At 45.1% G+C, this 16,478-nt stretch carries 15 protein-coding genes; all 15 read left to right on the top strand.

Features of this window, described 5'->3' with window-relative positions:
* Positions 1-304: 304 nt before the first annotated feature.
* Positions 305-1,465, top strand: a complete 1,161-nt coding sequence (gene sucC / locus V1L65_RS06490) for an ADP-forming succinate--CoA ligase subunit beta (protein ID WP_331698281.1) — start codon at positions 305-307, stop codon at positions 1,463-1,465.
* Between the two features lie 56 nt (positions 1,466-1,521).
* Positions 1,522-2,454: a succinate--CoA ligase subunit alpha gene (gene sucD, locus V1L65_RS06485; RefSeq protein ID WP_331698280.1), complete on the top strand. Its 933-nt coding sequence runs from the start codon at positions 1,522-1,524 to the stop codon at positions 2,452-2,454.
* Positions 2,455-2,732: 278 nt separating this feature from the next.
* On the top strand, positions 2,733-3,875 hold the full coding sequence (dprA, locus tag V1L65_RS06480) for a DNA-processing protein DprA (protein WP_331698279.1): 1,143 nt from the start codon (positions 2,733-2,735) through the stop codon (positions 3,873-3,875).
* A 42-nt stretch (positions 3,876-3,917) separates the two neighbouring features.
* On the top strand, positions 3,918-6,020 hold the full coding sequence (gene topA / locus V1L65_RS06475) for a type I DNA topoisomerase (protein ID WP_331698278.1): 2,103 nt from the start codon (positions 3,918-3,920) through the stop codon (positions 6,018-6,020).
* A 103-nt stretch (positions 6,021-6,123) separates the two neighbouring features.
* A complete protein-coding gene (gene trmFO / locus V1L65_RS06470) occupies positions 6,124-7,440 on the top strand; it encodes an FADH(2)-oxidizing methylenetetrahydrofolate--tRNA-(uracil(54)-C(5))-methyltransferase TrmFO (RefSeq protein ID WP_331698277.1) in 1,317 nt (438 codons plus the stop codon).
* 44 nt (positions 7,441-7,484) lie between these two features.
* Complete coding sequence (gene hslV, locus V1L65_RS06465) at positions 7,485-8,030, top strand: ATP-dependent protease subunit HslV (protein WP_331698276.1); 546 nt, start codon at positions 7,485-7,487, stop codon at positions 8,028-8,030.
* A gap of 23 nt (positions 8,031-8,053) precedes the next feature.
* Positions 8,054-9,457, top strand: a complete 1,404-nt coding sequence (gene hslU, locus V1L65_RS06460; RefSeq protein ID WP_331698275.1) for an ATP-dependent protease ATPase subunit HslU — start codon at positions 8,054-8,056, stop codon at positions 9,455-9,457.
* A 30-nt stretch (positions 9,458-9,487) separates the two neighbouring features.
* Entirely contained in the window at positions 9,488-10,255 is a 768-nt protein-coding gene (codY, locus tag V1L65_RS06455; RefSeq protein WP_331698274.1) for a GTP-sensing pleiotropic transcriptional regulator CodY, read from the top strand.
* 229 nt (positions 10,256-10,484) lie between these two features.
* Positions 10,485-10,901 (top strand): flagellar basal body rod protein FlgB, encoded by a 417-nt coding sequence (gene flgB / locus V1L65_RS06450; protein ID WP_331698273.1) that lies wholly within the window; start codon positions 10,485-10,487, stop codon positions 10,899-10,901.
* Between the two features lie 3 nt (positions 10,902-10,904).
* Positions 10,905-11,357, top strand: a complete 453-nt coding sequence (gene flgC, locus V1L65_RS06445; protein WP_331698272.1) for a flagellar basal body rod protein FlgC — start codon at positions 10,905-10,907, stop codon at positions 11,355-11,357.
* Between the two features lie 30 nt (positions 11,358-11,387).
* The gene (gene fliE / locus V1L65_RS06440) at positions 11,388-11,693 is read left to right on the top strand and encodes a flagellar hook-basal body complex protein FliE (RefSeq protein ID WP_331698271.1); all 306 of its coding nucleotides are present in this window, start codon (positions 11,388-11,390) and stop codon (positions 11,691-11,693) included.
* A 41-nt stretch (positions 11,694-11,734) separates the two neighbouring features.
* On the top strand, positions 11,735-13,306 hold the full coding sequence (fliF, locus tag V1L65_RS06435; protein WP_331698270.1) for a flagellar basal-body MS-ring/collar protein FliF: 1,572 nt from the start codon (positions 11,735-11,737) through the stop codon (positions 13,304-13,306).
* A gap of 23 nt (positions 13,307-13,329) precedes the next feature.
* Positions 13,330-14,331, top strand: coding sequence for a flagellar motor switch protein FliG (gene fliG / locus V1L65_RS06430; protein ID WP_432499850.1), 1,002 nt, complete (start codon positions 13,330-13,332; stop codon positions 14,329-14,331).
* The gene (locus tag V1L65_RS06425) at positions 14,324-15,163 is read left to right on the top strand and encodes a FliH/SctL family protein (protein WP_442955673.1); all 840 of its coding nucleotides are present in this window, start codon (positions 14,324-14,326) and stop codon (positions 15,161-15,163) included. Before fliG ends, V1L65_RS06425 begins: the two co-directional genes overlap by 8 nt.
* Positions 15,156-16,475 (top strand): flagellar protein export ATPase FliI, encoded by a 1,320-nt coding sequence (gene fliI / locus V1L65_RS06420; RefSeq protein ID WP_331698267.1) that lies wholly within the window; start codon positions 15,156-15,158, stop codon positions 16,473-16,475. Before V1L65_RS06425 ends, fliI begins: the two co-directional genes overlap by 8 nt.
* Positions 16,476-16,478: the final 3 nt, after the last annotated feature.

Raw genomic sequence — 16,478 nt, 5'->3', positions numbered from 1 at the left:
GCCTATTTAAAGACGGGGCAGCAACACTAGCCAATTGGTAACAATGTTAGAGTATATGTGAAATAATGTCAACGGCATATATGACGGAGTAACTAAATTTTTTCATAAAAATGATTATAAAAGGCAACAATATCGACATAATACCGCTCAATCTGACGTTTGATCTTGTTTCGAGATGATACCCATATCAAAAAGGATGTATTCTTTCGACATGAAAGTGAGGTATTGGACAAGAAAAAGTGTTACAATATGCTTGTATGTGTACATATGACTGATTGAGTCTGTGAAATGGAGGATTTCGACAATGAACATCCATGAGTATCAAGGCAAAGCGGTTCTTAAACAGTATGGTGTAGTCGTACCAGAGGGGAAAGTAGCATTCTCTGTAGACGAAGCTGTTGAAGCTGCCAAGGATCTCGGAACACCCGTAGTCGTAGTAAAAGCTCAAATTCACGCTGGTGGCCGTGGTAAGGCTGGCGGTGTTAAAGTGGCAAAAAGCTTGGATGAGGTTCGTGCATATGCAGGAGAAATTCTTGGCAAGGTGCTTGTAACTCATCAAACTGGCCCAGAAGGTAAAGAAGTTAAACGACTTCTTATCGAACAAGGCTGTGATATTAAGAAAGAATATTACATCGGCGTAGTGCTTGATCGCGGAACTGGTCGCGTTACGATGATGGCGTCTGAAGAAGGCGGAACTGAAATTGAAGAGGTTGCAGAGCATTCTCCGGAGAAAATCTTCAAAGAAGTTATCGATCCGGCTGTTGGCATGCAAGCATTCCAAGCCCGCAAGCTTGCTTATGCGATCAATATTCCTAACGAACTGGTTAATAAAGCAGTTAAATTTATGCTTGCTCTATACACAGCATTCGTTGAAAAGGATTGCTCCATTGCAGAGATTAACCCTCTTGTAGTTACAGGAGACGGTAATGTAATGGCGCTTGATGCAAAGCTAAACTTTGATTCCAATGCGTTGTACAGACACAAGGACATCGTAGAATTGCGCGATTTGGAAGAGGAAGATGTAAAAGAAATCGAAGCGTCCAAGTTTGATTTGAGCTACATTGCACTTGATGGCAACATCGGCTGTATGGTTAACGGTGCGGGCCTTGCAATGGCGACTATGGACATTATTAAATATTATGGCGGCGACCCAGCTAACTTCCTTGATGTTGGGGGCGGTGCTACAACTGAAAAAGTAACCGAAGCGTTCAAAATTATTTTGTCCGACGAGAAGGTTAAAGGCATTTTTGTTAACATTTTCGGTGGTATTATGCGCTGTGACGTAATTGCTAACGGCGTTGTAGAAGCGGCTAAACAAATTAGTCTAGACAAACCGCTTGTTGTGCGTCTTGAAGGTACAAACGTTGAGCTTGGCAAAAAAATATTGAATGAGTCGGGATTGAATATAGTAGCTGCAGATTCCATGTCGGATGGCGCTCAAAAAATTGTCGATCTCGTGAAATAAGAATGCTTGCTATGCGACTTGCGCGCATATGAATTCAATCAGGGGATGTGAGTTAGTTGAGTATTTTGGTTAACAAAGACACAAAAGTTATCACTCAAGGGATTACTGGCGCTACTGGCTTATTCCATGCCAAAGGTGCTTTGGATTACGGTACTCAAATGGTTGGCGGTGTTACTCCGGGTAAAGGCGGAACAAACGTTGATATTACACTTGAAAACGGTTCTGTAGTTTCCTTGCCTGTTTTTAATACAGTTGCTCAAGCTGTAGCAGCTACTGGTGCTACTGCTTCAGTAATTTATGTGCCACCTGCTTTTGCAGCTGATGCGATCATGGAAGCAGTTGATGCAGGTCTTGAGCTAGTTATTTGTATCACTGAAGGAATTCCTGTCCTTGACATGGTTAATGTGAAGCGTTACATGGAAGGAAGCAAAACCGTTCTAATCGGACCAAACTGCCCAGGTGTTATTACTCCTGGCGAGTGTAAGATTGGCATTATGCCAGGCTACATTCATACAGTAGGCCATGTAGGTGTAGTTTCCCGTTCTGGAACACTTACTTATGAGGCTGTTCATCAGCTAACCACTCGCGGCATTGGTCAGTCCTCTGCAGTAGGTATCGGCGGCGACCCAGTAAAAGGCTCTGAGTTTATTGATATTCTTAGCCGTTTTAATGATGACCCTGACACTTACGCTGTTATTATGATCGGTGAGATCGGCGGAACTGCTGAAGAAGAAGCAGCTGAGTGGATCAAAGCAAACATGAAAAAGCCAGTTGTTGGTTTTATCGGCGGTGCAACAGCTCCTCCGGGAAAACGTATGGGTCATGCTGGCGCAATTATTTCCGGCGGCAAAGGTACTGCAGCTGAAAAGATTGCTACACTTGAAGCATGCGGAATCAAAGTTGCTCCTACTCCTTCGGATATGGGATCTACTTTGGTCAGCGTTCTTGAAGAGCAAGGCCTTCTTGAAAAATGTATCACGCATAAATAAGACCCTAGGTCTAGGTAAGCAGCCTATTCTCATTATGAGAATAGGCTGCTTTTTTATATAAGTTTCACACTTTGCCTGTTCTTAACTTTCAATGTGCTATGGTTCAATTTCGGATGAAATACGTTTAAAATAAACCGTTAAACTGCAAATTACTGCCGAAAAGAATGAAATTCAGCTAAAAAACCTATAATTTTGGGAGAGTCTACTTGCATTATAAGGCGCAGTAACGCACAATAGAAAAGTATGCAAGCAGGCCTCCGTTCAGGAGGATGGTTACGATGTCAATCAATCAAACCGATTTAGAGCTTGCCAAACAAATGGTTATAGCGCTTCATCAACTGCCGGGCATTGGCTGGCATGCGATTAATAAGGCTGTATCCAGCAGATTGTGGACAAGGCGATATTGGAAAGAGCAATTGCTATTGGAAGCGGGAATGAGCCGTGTGCAAGCGCAAATAATTTTACGCGCCAACGAGCATGAAGATTGGACAAGTCAGCCGGCTATTCCGGCAGAGCACGAACATAATGGAATAAAGGTTTTGACTCCTTTTGATTATAGCTATCCACAAAAGCTTCAAGAAATTTCACAGCCTCCTTGGGTGTTATATGCGCTGGGCAGAATGGAGCTGCTGACAAGACCTGCTGCAGCTGTCGTCGGAACCAGAGTGCCTACAGCTTATGGGAGGCATGCTGCGCGTAAGCTTGCTCAGGAGCTGTCAGACGGTGCTGTAACGGTCGTTAGCGGCTTGGCGAGAGGCATTGATTCAATCGCTCATGAAACAGCGCTAGCGGGCATTGGAGGAACGATAGCGGTGCTGCCTACAGCTATCAATGAATGCTACCCTCCTGAAAACCGTCATTTGTATGCCAGACTATCTAATGAAGCGTTGCTGCTTTCAGAAACCCCATTCGGCATGAAACTTCATCCTGGTCAATTCCATCAGCGCAATCGAATAATTGCAGCAATGTCTGCGGCAACTGTTGTCATAGAATGTGCGGCAAAGAGCGGATCACTTATAACAGCAAAGCATGCTTTTGAAATGAATAGAGAGCTGTTTGCTGTCCCCGGACCGATTCATTCGCCTAAAAGCGAAGGAGTCAATGAATTGATACGCAATGGAGCAGCACGCTTGATCAGCAGTGCGCATCAAATATTCGAAGAGCTTCCTTGGCTGAAGACGGAAGCTGATTCGATTATGAATAATCGTCAACATAAGAAGGATACTGAAGCTATTAGCATTGAACAGCTTTCATCGGATGAACAAAAGATCATCGGATTGCTGCAAGTGGAATCATTGACTTTTGATGAAATATTTGAAAGATCCTCAATTCCGTTTGGACATTTGAACGCAGTTCTGCTAAATTTATGTATAAAACAAAAGATTGAGCTTCATCCTGGTTCAGTATATATGATTTTGTAATATATAAATTGCAGTTTGATATAGAGAGAGGAGGCACCTCGCATGGCAGATTCATTGGTTATTGTAGAATCACCTGCCAAAGCCAAGACCATTGGTAAATATTTGGGAAGCAAATATATAGTGAAGGCTTCAATGGGCCATATTCGTGATTTGCCAAAAAGCCAGATCGGCGTTGAAGTGGAGAACGATTTTGAACCAAAATATATTACGATTCGCGGCAAGGGCAGCGTGCTGAAGGAATTAAAGGATGCCAGAAAAAAAGTAAAACATGTTTATCTGGCGGCTGACCCTGATCGCGAGGGCGAGGCAATCGCATGGCATTTAGCACATTATTTGGAGCTCGATGAGCGTGCAACATGCCGCGTCGTATTTAATGAAATAACGAAGCAGGCTGTGAAGGATGCTTTCAAGACGCCGCGGGCGATTAATATGGATTTGGTTAATGCACAGCAGGCGCGAAGAATTTTGGACCGGCTGGTGGGCTATAAAATAAGTCCGTTGCTTTGGAAAAAGGTTAAGAAAGGCTTGTCCGCAGGCCGCGTGCAATCGGTAGCAGTTAAGCTTATCATTGATCGCGAGAACGAAATCGATGAATTTATTCCTGAGGAATATTGGTCGATCACGGCAAAGCTATCTTTTGACAAATCGGTTTTTGAAGCCAGATTCCATTCTATTAACAATGAGAAGCGAGAGCTTGGCAACGAAGACCAAATGAATGAAATATTAAAGGCGATGGACCGAAAAAACTTCACGGTTGAGCAAGTGAAGGAGAAAGAGCGGCAGCGTCATCCGGCTCCGCCGTTCATAACGAGCTCGCTGCAGCAGGAAGCCGCCAGAAAGCTTGGCTTTAGAGCATCCAAAACGATGTCAGTCGCTCAACAGCTTTACGAGGGTGTAGAGCTGGGCAAAGAAGGAACCGTCGGTTTAATTACGTATATGCGTACAGACTCGACGAGAATTTCGCCTGTTGCACAAGAAGAGACAAAAACATTTATCGAGCAGAAATACGGCGCGGACTATGTCCCGGAGCAGCCTAGAGTGTATACTAAGAAGAACAGCAATGCCCAGGATGCGCATGAAGCGATTCGTCCTACATCCGCCTTGCGCGAGCCTGATGCAATGAAATCTTTTTTAACAAGAGATCAATTTAGGCTGTATAAGCTGATTTGGGAACGCTACATTTCAAGTCAAATGTCTTCAGCAGTCCTTGATACGATGACTGTTGATCTAAAAACAGGCGACGTGATGTTTCGCGCAGCAGGCTCAAAGATAAAATTTGCTGGATTTATGAAGGTTTATGTGGAAGGCAACGACGATGAAACAGTAGAAGAGCATAAGTTTTTACCGCCGCTTGCTATTGGCGATAAGGTTAAGGCAGAATCGATCGAGCCGAAGCAGCATTTCACGCAGCCGCCTCCACGCTATACCGAAGCGCGACTTGTACGCACGATGGAGGAGCTTGGCATAGGGCGTCCAAGCACGTATGCGCCAACGCTGGAAACCATTCAAAAACGCGGCTATGTCGCAATTGAGGAGAAAAAATTTATTCCTACGGAGCTTGGAGAGCTTGTTATTCAACTGATGGAAGAATTTTTCCCTGAAATACTGGATGCGGAGTTCACTGCCAACATGGAAGGCAATCTTGACCATGTAGAGGATGGCGAGGGCAATTGGGTTCAAGTGCTTGGCGAATTTTACAAGCAATTCGAAAAACGTCTGGAAGTAGCAGAAGAGGAAATGAAGGAAGTTGAGCTGCAGGACGAAATATCTGATGAGCTTTGTGAAAAATGTGGCAAGCACATGGTATACAAGCTAGGCCGCTTCGGCAAGTTTCTGGCTTGCTCCGGATTTCCGGATTGCCGCAATACAAAACCAATCATTAAAGATATAGGCGTAACTTGCCCGAAATGCCACGAAGGCAAAATTATAGAACGCCGCAGTAAAAAAGGAAGAATTTTTTACGGCTGTGACCAATACCCTGGATGCGACTATGTGTCATGGGATAAGCCTACGGATAAATCCTGTCCGCAATGCGATACCAAAATGGTTGAGAAGCGCAATCGCAGCGGTGCAAAGCTGCTATGCCCTTCTTGCAGCTATTCAGAAGAAATCGTGGAAGAAGCCGATATGGAGATAGAAGAATAAAGAAAGCTTTAACTAGGAAGCTTACTCGGTCGACACCCTCCCACTTATGGAGGGTGTCGACTGTCATCTTACTATATATAATGAAGAGAGAGGAAAAGTTGCTATGTCACAACAACGAGTTACAGTAATAGGCGCCGGGCTTGCAGGCAGTGAGGCGGCATGGCAAATTGCCCAGCAGGGAGTGCCGGTTACATTGTATGAGATGCGTCCGGTCAGACAGACCCCGGCTCACCATACATCCCAATTCGCTGAATTAGTATGCAGCAATAGTCTGAGAGCGGCTGGACTTGCCAATGCGGTAGGCGTATTAAAGGAAGAGATGAGAAAACTGGACTCCATTATTATAGACAGTGCAGATACGCATGCCGTACCGGCAGGCGGCGCACTCGCAGTCGATCGTGAAGGCTTTTCTGCTGAGGTTACCAGCAGGCTGAGAGAGCATCCGCTAGTGGAGATTCGCAATGAAGAAGTGACAGAGATTCCGAAAGACGGTATTGTAGTAATCGCTACAGGCCCGCTTACAGCGCCGGAATTATCGGCTTCTATCCAGGAGCTTCTTGGCGAGGAATATTTTTATTTTTATGATGCGGCAGCACCTATCGTTGAGAAGGATTCAATTGATATGAGCAAGGCCTACTTGGCCTCGCGCTATGACAAGGGAGAAGCTGCCTATTTAAATTGCCCGATGACGGAAGAGGAATACGACCGCTTCTATGAAGCTTTGATTACTGCAGAAAAAGCAGCTATTAAGGATTTCGAAAAGGAAATGTATTTTGAAGGCTGCATGCCGATCGAGGTAATGGCTGAAAGAGGAAAGCAAACGGCGTTGTTTGGTCCGATGAAGCCGGTTGGACTAGTTGATCCTCATACGGGCAAGCTTCCGCATGCTGTTGTACAGCTGCGCCAGGATAATGCAGCTGGGACGCTATATAATATGGTAGGATTTCAAACACATTTGAAATGGGGAGAGCAAAAGCGTGTATTCTCCATGATACCTGGGCTTGAAAATGCGGAGTTTGTCAGATTTGGCGTTATGCACCGCAATACTTTTATTAATTCTCCACGCTTGCTGAATGCATCCTATCAATTTAAATCGCGTGATACCTTGCTGTTTGCTGGTCAAATGACCGGAGTCGAAGGATATGTTGAATCGGCTGCCTCAGGACTTATTGCAGGCATCAACGCGGGCCGCATCGCTCGCGGGCTTGAACCACTTATATTCCCGGAGGCATCAGCGATAGGGAGTCTTGCGTATTATATAACAACGGCTGACTTCAAGCATTTTCAGCCTATGAATGTCAATTTCGGCTTAATGCCGCCATTGGGCAAAAAAATACGCAACAAAAAGGAAAAAAATGAAGCCATCGCATTGAGAGCACTTGAACAAATAGATTCATTTATAAAGGAACATTTGGAGTAACTTGCCGTACAGTAATGAGAAAAGAGCTATAAGGAGGTATACGAATGGAAATGCAATTCCATGCAACAACAATATGTGCAGTTCGCCATAATGGAAAAGGTGCAATCGCCGGAGACGGGCAGGTGACATTTGGAAATAACATGGTTATGAAAAATTCTGCCAAAAAGGTAAGGCGGTTATACCGCGGTCAGGTTGTAGCAGGCTATGCCGGATCAGTTGCGGATGCGATTACGTTGTTTGAAAAGTTTGAAGGGAAGCTTGAAGAGCATCATGGCAATTTGCAGCGTGCTGCTGTTGAGCTGGCCAAGGAATGGCGTTCGGATCGTGTTTTGCGCAAGCTGGAGGCGATGATGCTTGTCATGGATAAGACTGGATTGCTGTTAATCTCCGGTAATGGTGAACTTATCGAGCCTGATGACGGCATATTGGCTATCGGCTCCGGAGGCAGCTTTGCGCTTTCGGCCGCACGAGCAATGCAGCGTCATGCCTCTCATATGGATGCAGCTGAAATTGCCAAATCGGCATTGACCATTGCTGCTGAAATTTGTGTATATACGAATCATAATATTATTGTTGAAGAAATCAACTGAAATAGAATGGAGGAGATGAAGTGATGAGCAAGGATGCATTGACACCGCGTCAAATTGTTGCGGAGCTTGATAAGTATATTGTCGGTCAGAAGCAAGCTAAGCGCTCAGTCGCGGTTGCTCTGCGCAATCGATATCGCAGAGGCAAGCTGGATGAAGCGATAAGAGATGAAATCGTCCCTAAAAATATATTAATGATCGGTCCTACCGGCGTCGGTAAAACGGAGATTGCACGCAGGCTAGCCAAGCTCGTTAGAGCACCTTTCGTCAAGCTGGAAGCAACAAAGTTTACAGAGGTAGGCTACGTAGGCCGCGATGTTGAATCGATGGTTCGAGATTTGATTGAAACAGCTATCCGCATGGTGAAGTCTGAAAAGACAGAAGAAGTGAAGGAGAAGGCGGAGCAACTAGCTAATGAAAGAATTGTATCGCTGCTTGCACCATCGCCAGTAAAAGCGAAGGCATCCAAAAATCCATTTGAAATGCTGTTTGGCAGCAGCCAGGAGGAGCAATCCGAGCCGGAGGCGCCTGAGGCTGATCAGCAACTGCAGCAAAAGCGTTCCACTTTGCGCCAACAGCTACAAGCAGGCGAATTGGAAAATGAAATTATTGAAATTGAAGTCGAGGATACGACGCCTAATATGCTGGATATGCTTGCTTCTGGGCAAGGACCTGAAGGCATGGGCATGAATATGCAGGAGCTGTTTGGGCAATTGATGCCTAAAAAGCCTAAGAAGCGCAAGCTGGCTGTTCGTGAGGCGCGCAAAGCGCTTATTCAAGAGGAAGCGAATAAGCTCATTGATATGGACGATGTAATAGCGGAATCTATTCAACGCGCGGAGCAGAGCGGCATTATTTTCATCGACGAAATAGACAAAATTGCGAGCCCTTCTCGCGGATCGGGACCAGATGTTTCACGCGAAGGGGTTCAACGGGACATCCTTCCAATTGTCGAGGGATCGACTGTAATGACAAAGTATGGGCCGGTTAAAACAGATTATATATTATTTATTGCTGCTGGAGCGTTTCATATTGCCAAACCGGCTGACTTGATTCCTGAGCTGCAAGGGCGTTTTCCGATTCGGGTAGAGTTTACAAGCTTGAGTCTGGAGGATTTTGTCCGGATATTGACAGAACCTAAAAACGCTCTGACAAAACAATATACCGCTCTTCTTGAAACGGAAGGGATAGAGGTTGAATTTTCAGAGGATGCCATTAAGGAGCTTGCTTCGATTGCTGCTGATCTTAATCGCAATACAGAAAATATTGGAGCCCGCAGGCTGCACACCATTTTGGAGAAGCTGCTGGAGGATCTATCGTTTGAAGCGCCGGAGTTGTCGCTTGAGCACCTATTGATTACGCCTGAATACGTAAAAGAAAAGCTGGGAAGCATTGCGCAAAATCGAGATTTGAGCCAATATATATTGTAGTGGTTATGAGTTGTAGGAGGCAATAGGCACATGAGTTTATTATCAAAGACAAGGACGCTGAACCGGCTGCTGCAAAGAGCAGCCGGCAAAGCAGTTAATTTCAGGGAAATGGCAGAGGTGCTCAGCTCAACGATATCGGCAACTGTGTTCGTTGTTAGTCGCAGAGGCAAAATATTAGGCTGCGCCGCTGCTGATCCGTATGACCATGATTATTTTCGTTCGCTGCCTGCTGAAGAGCTGCGTTTTGCACAGCATATTAATGACCGATTTTTGGACATGCAGGAGTCGATGCCGAATGTAGCGCCTGATCCGGGACTGAAGGAAACGTTTCACACTCTGATGGATCAGCAGATTATGACGGTAGTGCCGATTATAGGCGGAGGCGATCGCCTTGGCACGCTTGTCATTTCACGCGCTGACGGGCAGTTTGACGAGGACGATCTTGTGCTTGCGGAGTACGGTTCGACAATAGTAGGCATGGAAATTTTGCGCGAGCGTGCGGAAGAGATTGAATTGGAAGTGCGCAGCCGCGCAGTTGTAGCTGTTGCGATCGGCTCGCTGTCATTTAGCGAACTGGAAGCTGTTGAACATATTTTTGAGGAGCTCGACAGCAAGGAGGGGCTGCTCGTTGCATCCAAAATTGCAGATCGGGTTGGCATTACACGATCTGTGATCGTCAATGCGATGCGCAAATTAGAAAGTGCCGGCGTCATAGAGACTCGTTCTCTCGGCATGAAAGGAACATACATTAAAATTTTGAATCAGCAGCTTTTACTGGAATTAAATAAAAAGAAGTGAAAAATCATTTATAGAACTAAAGTTCTACTCGAGACCTGTCTTTCCACAAAAAGACAGGTCTTTTTTCTTATTGCCAAAATCATGAAAATTAGGACCATTTTTTACATGTTTGATAAATCGACAAAAAAATCAACTTTATAATAAATTTATGTCGAACTAAGCAGGAATGAGAGAAATTCTGTTGAATACATTAAATTAAGATTTTCTAATTGAAAGTGGTGAGATAGTGATGAAGTTATTGAATAGCGCGTCATTCCAACGGTTGGAAGCAGCTGTTCAAGCCGCAGAAATGAGACAGCGTATCATTTCCAACAATATTGCTAATGTGGATACACCTCATTTCAAAAGGTCAGAAGTATTATTTGAATCGATGCTAGAGCAGTCTCTTGGTAACAGTAGGAAATTGCAATTTGCAGGAAAAAGGACTGATGATAGGCATATAGCCTTTGGTTCTGAAGTAGCTAAAATTCCTGTAGCAAAGGTTATAACGGACCAGTCAACCTCGATGGGAAATAATAACAATAATGTCGATGTTGACAGTGAAATGGCTTTGCTGGCAAAAAACCAGCTGAACTACAGTTTTTACATTCAACAATTGAACCATGATATGAAAATGATGAACATTGCAATTGAAGGGAGAGGCTAGTAGTTGAAAATTTCTAACGGCTTTGATGTAAGTGCCTCAGCTTTAACTGCACAGCGTATGCGTATGGACGTTATATCGTCGAATATCGCTAATGCTGAATCCACTAGAGGAAGCTTTGTTGATGGGAAATTTGAGCCATACAAAAGAAAAATGGTCGTATTAGCACCGAATGGCCAAACCTTCTCTTCTATGTTCAACCAGCAGCTAGGCCAGACCAATCAAAAACATGGCGTAAAAGTGGCAAAAATCACAGAAGACAGCTCTCCGGATAAGCTAGTATATAATCCGACGCATCCCGATGCTGATGAAGCCGGCTATGTACGAATGCCAAATGTAGACGTGACGAAGGAAATGATCGATATGATATCCGCATCCCGTTCCTATGAGGCTAACGTAACCGCAATTAACGCTTCAAAATCAATGTTTGTCAAAGCGCTGGAGATTGGCAAGAAATAGTGACTTTCACATTAGACTGGAGGGATATTAATGATTCAAGCAGTATCACTTAGTCAGATTGTTCCAATTAAGCAGATGGAATCCAATCCGGTAGCGGATAAGACTCCTGCTCAATTGACGCAGTCTTTCGGTGCATATTTGCAAAGGGCTCTTGAAGGCGTAGAAGCTCAGCAGGTAAATGTTCACAAATTAAACGATACATATATGGCAGGACAAATCGATGTAACCGAAGTACTTATTGCTTCTGAACAAGCCCAGCTCAGTTTGCAACTTACTGCACAGGTGCGCAATAAAATGGTTGAAGCGTACCAGGATATTATGAGGATGCAAATTTAATGAACTTTATACTCAGCAGAGAGATTGGGTGAGGTGACAACGTGAACGAGAAATTCGCCCAATATCGAGAAAGGCTCACACAATTCTGGGGCCAGATGGGCAGAAAACAAAAAATATGGTTAGGAGCCTCTGTTTGCGGAATTTTGGTGGCCATCATTTTAATGACGGTTATATTTACAAAAACCGAATATGAATTAGCCTTCAAAAACCTCGATGCAACAGATGCGGCAGCAGTTATTCAATATTTGGATGACAACGGAATCGAGTATCAAATAAGCTCGAACGGCAAAAACATATCTGTGCCGAGCAAGGTAGCTTCAAAAGTTAAGATCGATGCGGGCTCACAAGGCCTCGTACAAAACGGATCAATCGGTTTTGATTTGTTCAGTAACAAATCGTCTCAGCTGGGCACCACTGAAAATGAATTTAATGTCATGTATCAGAGCGCTTTTAACGGCGAGGTGCAAAAGCTGTTGAACGGCTTGCAGGGGGTAGAGAGCAGCAAGGTGCTGATCAATCGCCCGGAGGAAAGTGTCTTTCTAAGACCTGAAGATACTAGTAAAGCAACTGCGAGCATAAGAATTAACTTTGTTCCAGGCTATCGTCCTTCGCAAAAAGAAATCGACGGTTACTATAATTTAGTTAAAGTGGCTGTTCCGGATTTAGAGCTTAAAGATATTGTAATTGCGAGCCCGCAAGGCGTGCTGACCTCATCTGAAGCAGGCGGCAATGATACAAGCGGAATGGATGCGATAGCGCTGCAATTCCAAATTCAGCAAAAATTCGAGTCCGAGGTAGCAAAAAGTGTTCAGCAATTTCTAAGCTCCTTTGTAGATATCAATAAAACGGTAGTCAGCGTATCCAGCAGCATCAACTTTGACAAAAAGGTCAGCAAGGAAGATTTGGTCAAGCCGCTGGAAAACAACAATAATAACGGGATTATCATAAGCGAAGAGCTGAATAACAGCAGCTTTACTGGAAGCGCAGGAGCTGCCGGCGGTGTTGCAGGAACTGGCGAGACGGATATACCTTCTTACGACGCAGCCTCTCAAAACAGCGGAAGCTCTGAAACGAGCAGCCAATTTCGCAACTATGATGTGAACCGCATTACGAATAACATCGAATCTGCTCCTTTTGTATTAAGGGATTTAAGCATTAACGTAGCTATTGATGAATCAGCAATAAGCGATGAAGCTAGCCGAACGCAAATTATGAATTATTTGACTACATTTGTACGCGGCAAGCTGGCGGATTCCGGACAAGATGTTAATAATGATCAATTAATTGAAAAGAAAGTTTCCCTGATCGCACGCAAGTTTTCTGAAGGGAATGCTACAGCTTCTGCAGGCGGAATTTCTACAACTTGGGCAATTGGCATCGGTGCAGCATTGCTGGCATTAATCGGCGGCTTAGTTGTTATGCTCGCACGCAAGCGAAAACAGCCGATTGAGGAACAGATGGAGATGGCTCCTCCGGCGAAAGTGGAATATCCAACGCTTGATCTGGAAACTGTCAGCAGCGAAAATCAAGCGCGCAAAAATCTTGAAACACTTGCCAAACGCAAGCCTGATGAGTTTGTTAATCTGCTTCGTACTTGGCTTGTGGATGAATAGGGGTGCACGAATTGGCAAGAACGATGCAAGGATTGACTGGTCGGCAAAAAGCAGCCATTTTATTAATCACGCTGGGACCAGAAGTATCCGCCCAAATCTTCAAGCATTTGCGAGATGATGAGATCGAACAATTGACGTTGGAAATTGCTAACGTACGTAAGGTAGATAGCGAAGAGCGAGAGACGATACTTTCTGAGTTTCATCAAATTTGTTTAGCTCAGGAATATATTTCACAAGGCGGTATTACTTACGCCAAGGAAATATTGGAGAAGGCTTTGGGTGCTGAAAAGGCGCTGGATGTTATTAATCGACTTACTGCCACGCTGCAGGTTAGGCCGTTTGATTTTGCCAGAAAGGCTGATCCATCACAAATTTTGAATTTTATTCAAAACGAAAATTCTCAGACGATTGCTCTCGTCCTATCCTATTTGCAATCTGATCAATCGTCGCAAATATTATCATCCTTGCCTCAGGACAAGCAGGCGGATGTCGCTCGCAGAATAGCGCTTATGGACAGTACCTCCCCTGAAGTTATTTCTCAGGTTGAGCGCGTTCTGGAGCAGAAGCTGTCTGCTACTGTGACGCAGGATTACACAAATGCAGGCGGTATCGATTCCATTGTACAAATTTTAAACGGGGTAGACCGTGGTACAGAGCGTACGATTCTCGATGCGCTTGAAATTCAGGACCCTGAGCTGGCTGAAGAAATCAAGAAGCGGATGTTTGTATTCGAGGATATTGTCAATATCGACAATCGTTCTATCCAGAGAATTATCCGTGATATTGAAAATGCAGATTTGCAGCTTGCTCTTAAAGTGGCGAGTGAAGAAGTGCGAGAAGCTATATTCCGCAATATGTCCAAGCGCATGGCGGATACGTTCAAGGAAGAAATGGAGTTTATGGGACCTGTTCGTCTGCGTGATGTCGAAGAAGCCCAAACTCGCATCGTAGCAACGATTCGCAGGCTGGAGGAGTCTGGCGAAATCATCATTGCTCGCGGCGGGGGAGATGATATCATTGTCTAATCTTATTAAATCTTCCAGAGTTATACCTGTAGGCGAGCATAAGCAGCTTGAAAGAATTCATCAATATGAAGCAGCTTTACAACCAGTGGATTTCGAGACTCAACAAGCAGAGCAGGAGCCGGATGCAGAGACGATTTCGCTGAGGGATCAAATATTGAATGATGCTCAATTTGTAGCGGAAGAGAGAGTTAAAGAAGCTACGATAGAAAGCAATAGACTGCTGGAGGAAGCCGAACAGCAAATCGATGTATGGTGGCTGCAAAAGCGCGAAGAGGATCAAGTGATCGCCGAAGCTGCCCGTCAGGAAGGCTTGGAACGCGGTTATGCGGAAGGGCGTGAACAAGTAAAACACGAGCTTTCACAGCAGTGGGAAGGCAAGCTTCAGGAAGCAGCCCAATTATTGCAATCAGCCTATGAAATGAAAGAGCAGATTATTCAAGAAGCCGAGCCTTTTTTGGTCGAACTAAGCTGCTCAATCGCTGAGAAAATTATTGGGAAACAGCTGGCTGATACGAATGATCTTGCCCTTGAGCTGATTCGCAAGTCGCTGTCCAGAAGGCGGGAGCAAGGCGTTATAACATTATGTGTATCGCCTTCTCAGCTTGCTTTTGTACAAGCGGCCAGGGAAGAATTGCAGCTATCGATCGATTCACAAGCTGAGCTGCAAATATTGCCAGATTCAACTATTACAGATCACGGCTGTGTCATACGTTCAGCCTTTGGCAGCATTGATGCGCGCATTGATACACAGCTGGAAGAAATTAAACGTGAGCTGCTCCAGCTTGCCAATCAAAGCCTCGAAGAGAATCGTGAGCGTGATGGGTATGAGTAAGCTTGATGCCATTAAATATGTAGAACATTTGCAAACCGTAGATCCAGTGCGAATCAACGGTAAAGTAACACAGGTTATAGGACTTACGGTTGAGTCCGAGGGACCGGATGCCAGCATTGGAGATGTATGTCATATTTACCCTACTAAAGGCGCAAAACCGTTAATAGCAGAAGTAGTAGGGTTTAGGGAAAATAAAGTAATTTTGATGCCGCTAGGCGATTTGCATGCGATAAGTCCAGGATGTGATGTCGTTGGCACAGGCAAGCCGCTTACGGTCCAGGTAGGCTCAGAGCTGCTTGGCAAAGTGCTTGACGGGCTGGGCAATCCGCTTGACGGCTCGTTCCTGCCTAGCCGTATGCCTCATTATTCGACTCATAATGAGCCGAATAATCCGCTTCAAAGACCGCGTGTAACAGAACCGCTTAGTATAGGCGTAAGGGTTATCGATGGTTTGCTTACAGTAGGGCAAGGCCAGCGCGTTGGTATATTTGCCGGTTCAGGCGTAGGAAAGAGTACGCTGCTCGGCATGATCGCGCGTAATACATCAGCGGATGTCAATGTTATTGCACTAATTGGCGAGCGCGGCCGCGAGGTGCTCGAATTTATCGAGAAGGACCTTGGTCCTGAAGGCTTGGCGCGATCGGTTGTTATAGTAGCGACTTCGGATCAGCCTGCACTTATTCGAATGAAGGGCGCACTCATTGCAACGACGATTGCTGAGTATTTTCGTGACCGCGGCTTGAATGTCATGCTCATGATGGATTCCGTTACGCGTTATGCAATGGCGCTTCGCGAAGTCGGGCTTGCGATAGGCGAGCCGCCTGCGACGCGGGGCTACACGCCTTCCGTGTTTGCAGCGCTGCCGAAGCTGTTAGAGCGCGCAGGTACTGGTCCGACAGGTACGATAACCGCTTTTTATACCGTGCTTGTTGACGGTGATGATATGAATGAACCTATCGCAGACGCCGTCCGCGGTATTCTCGACGGACATATTGTGCTGAGCAGGCAGCTGGCCCATAAAGGACATTTTCCTGCTATTGATGTGCTGGCTTCCGTAAGCCGCGTTATGAATGCGATTGTGCCTGAAGAGCAGCAGGATGCTGCTAATGAATTAAAACGGCTGCTTGCCATCTATCGCGAGTCAGAGGATTTAATTAATATCGGCGCCTATCAGCAAGGCTCCAATAAAGATATTGATCAAGCTATCGCTTATATAGAAGAGATTAATAGCTTTACAAGGCAAAAGACGACTGAGAAAGTAAGCTATGACGAAGCACAGCAAAGGTTGCGAAATGATTTTATTGGGAGTTGAGTA

Origin of the sequence: Paenibacillus sp. IITD108, from assembly GCF_036541265.1 — a bacterium.
In the GTDB taxonomy this organism is placed as follows: Bacteria; Bacillota; Bacilli; order Paenibacillales; family Paenibacillaceae; genus Pristimantibacillus.
Note: the sequence above shows the minus strand (reverse complement) of the source record. Positions and strands in the feature narration are given on the sequence as shown.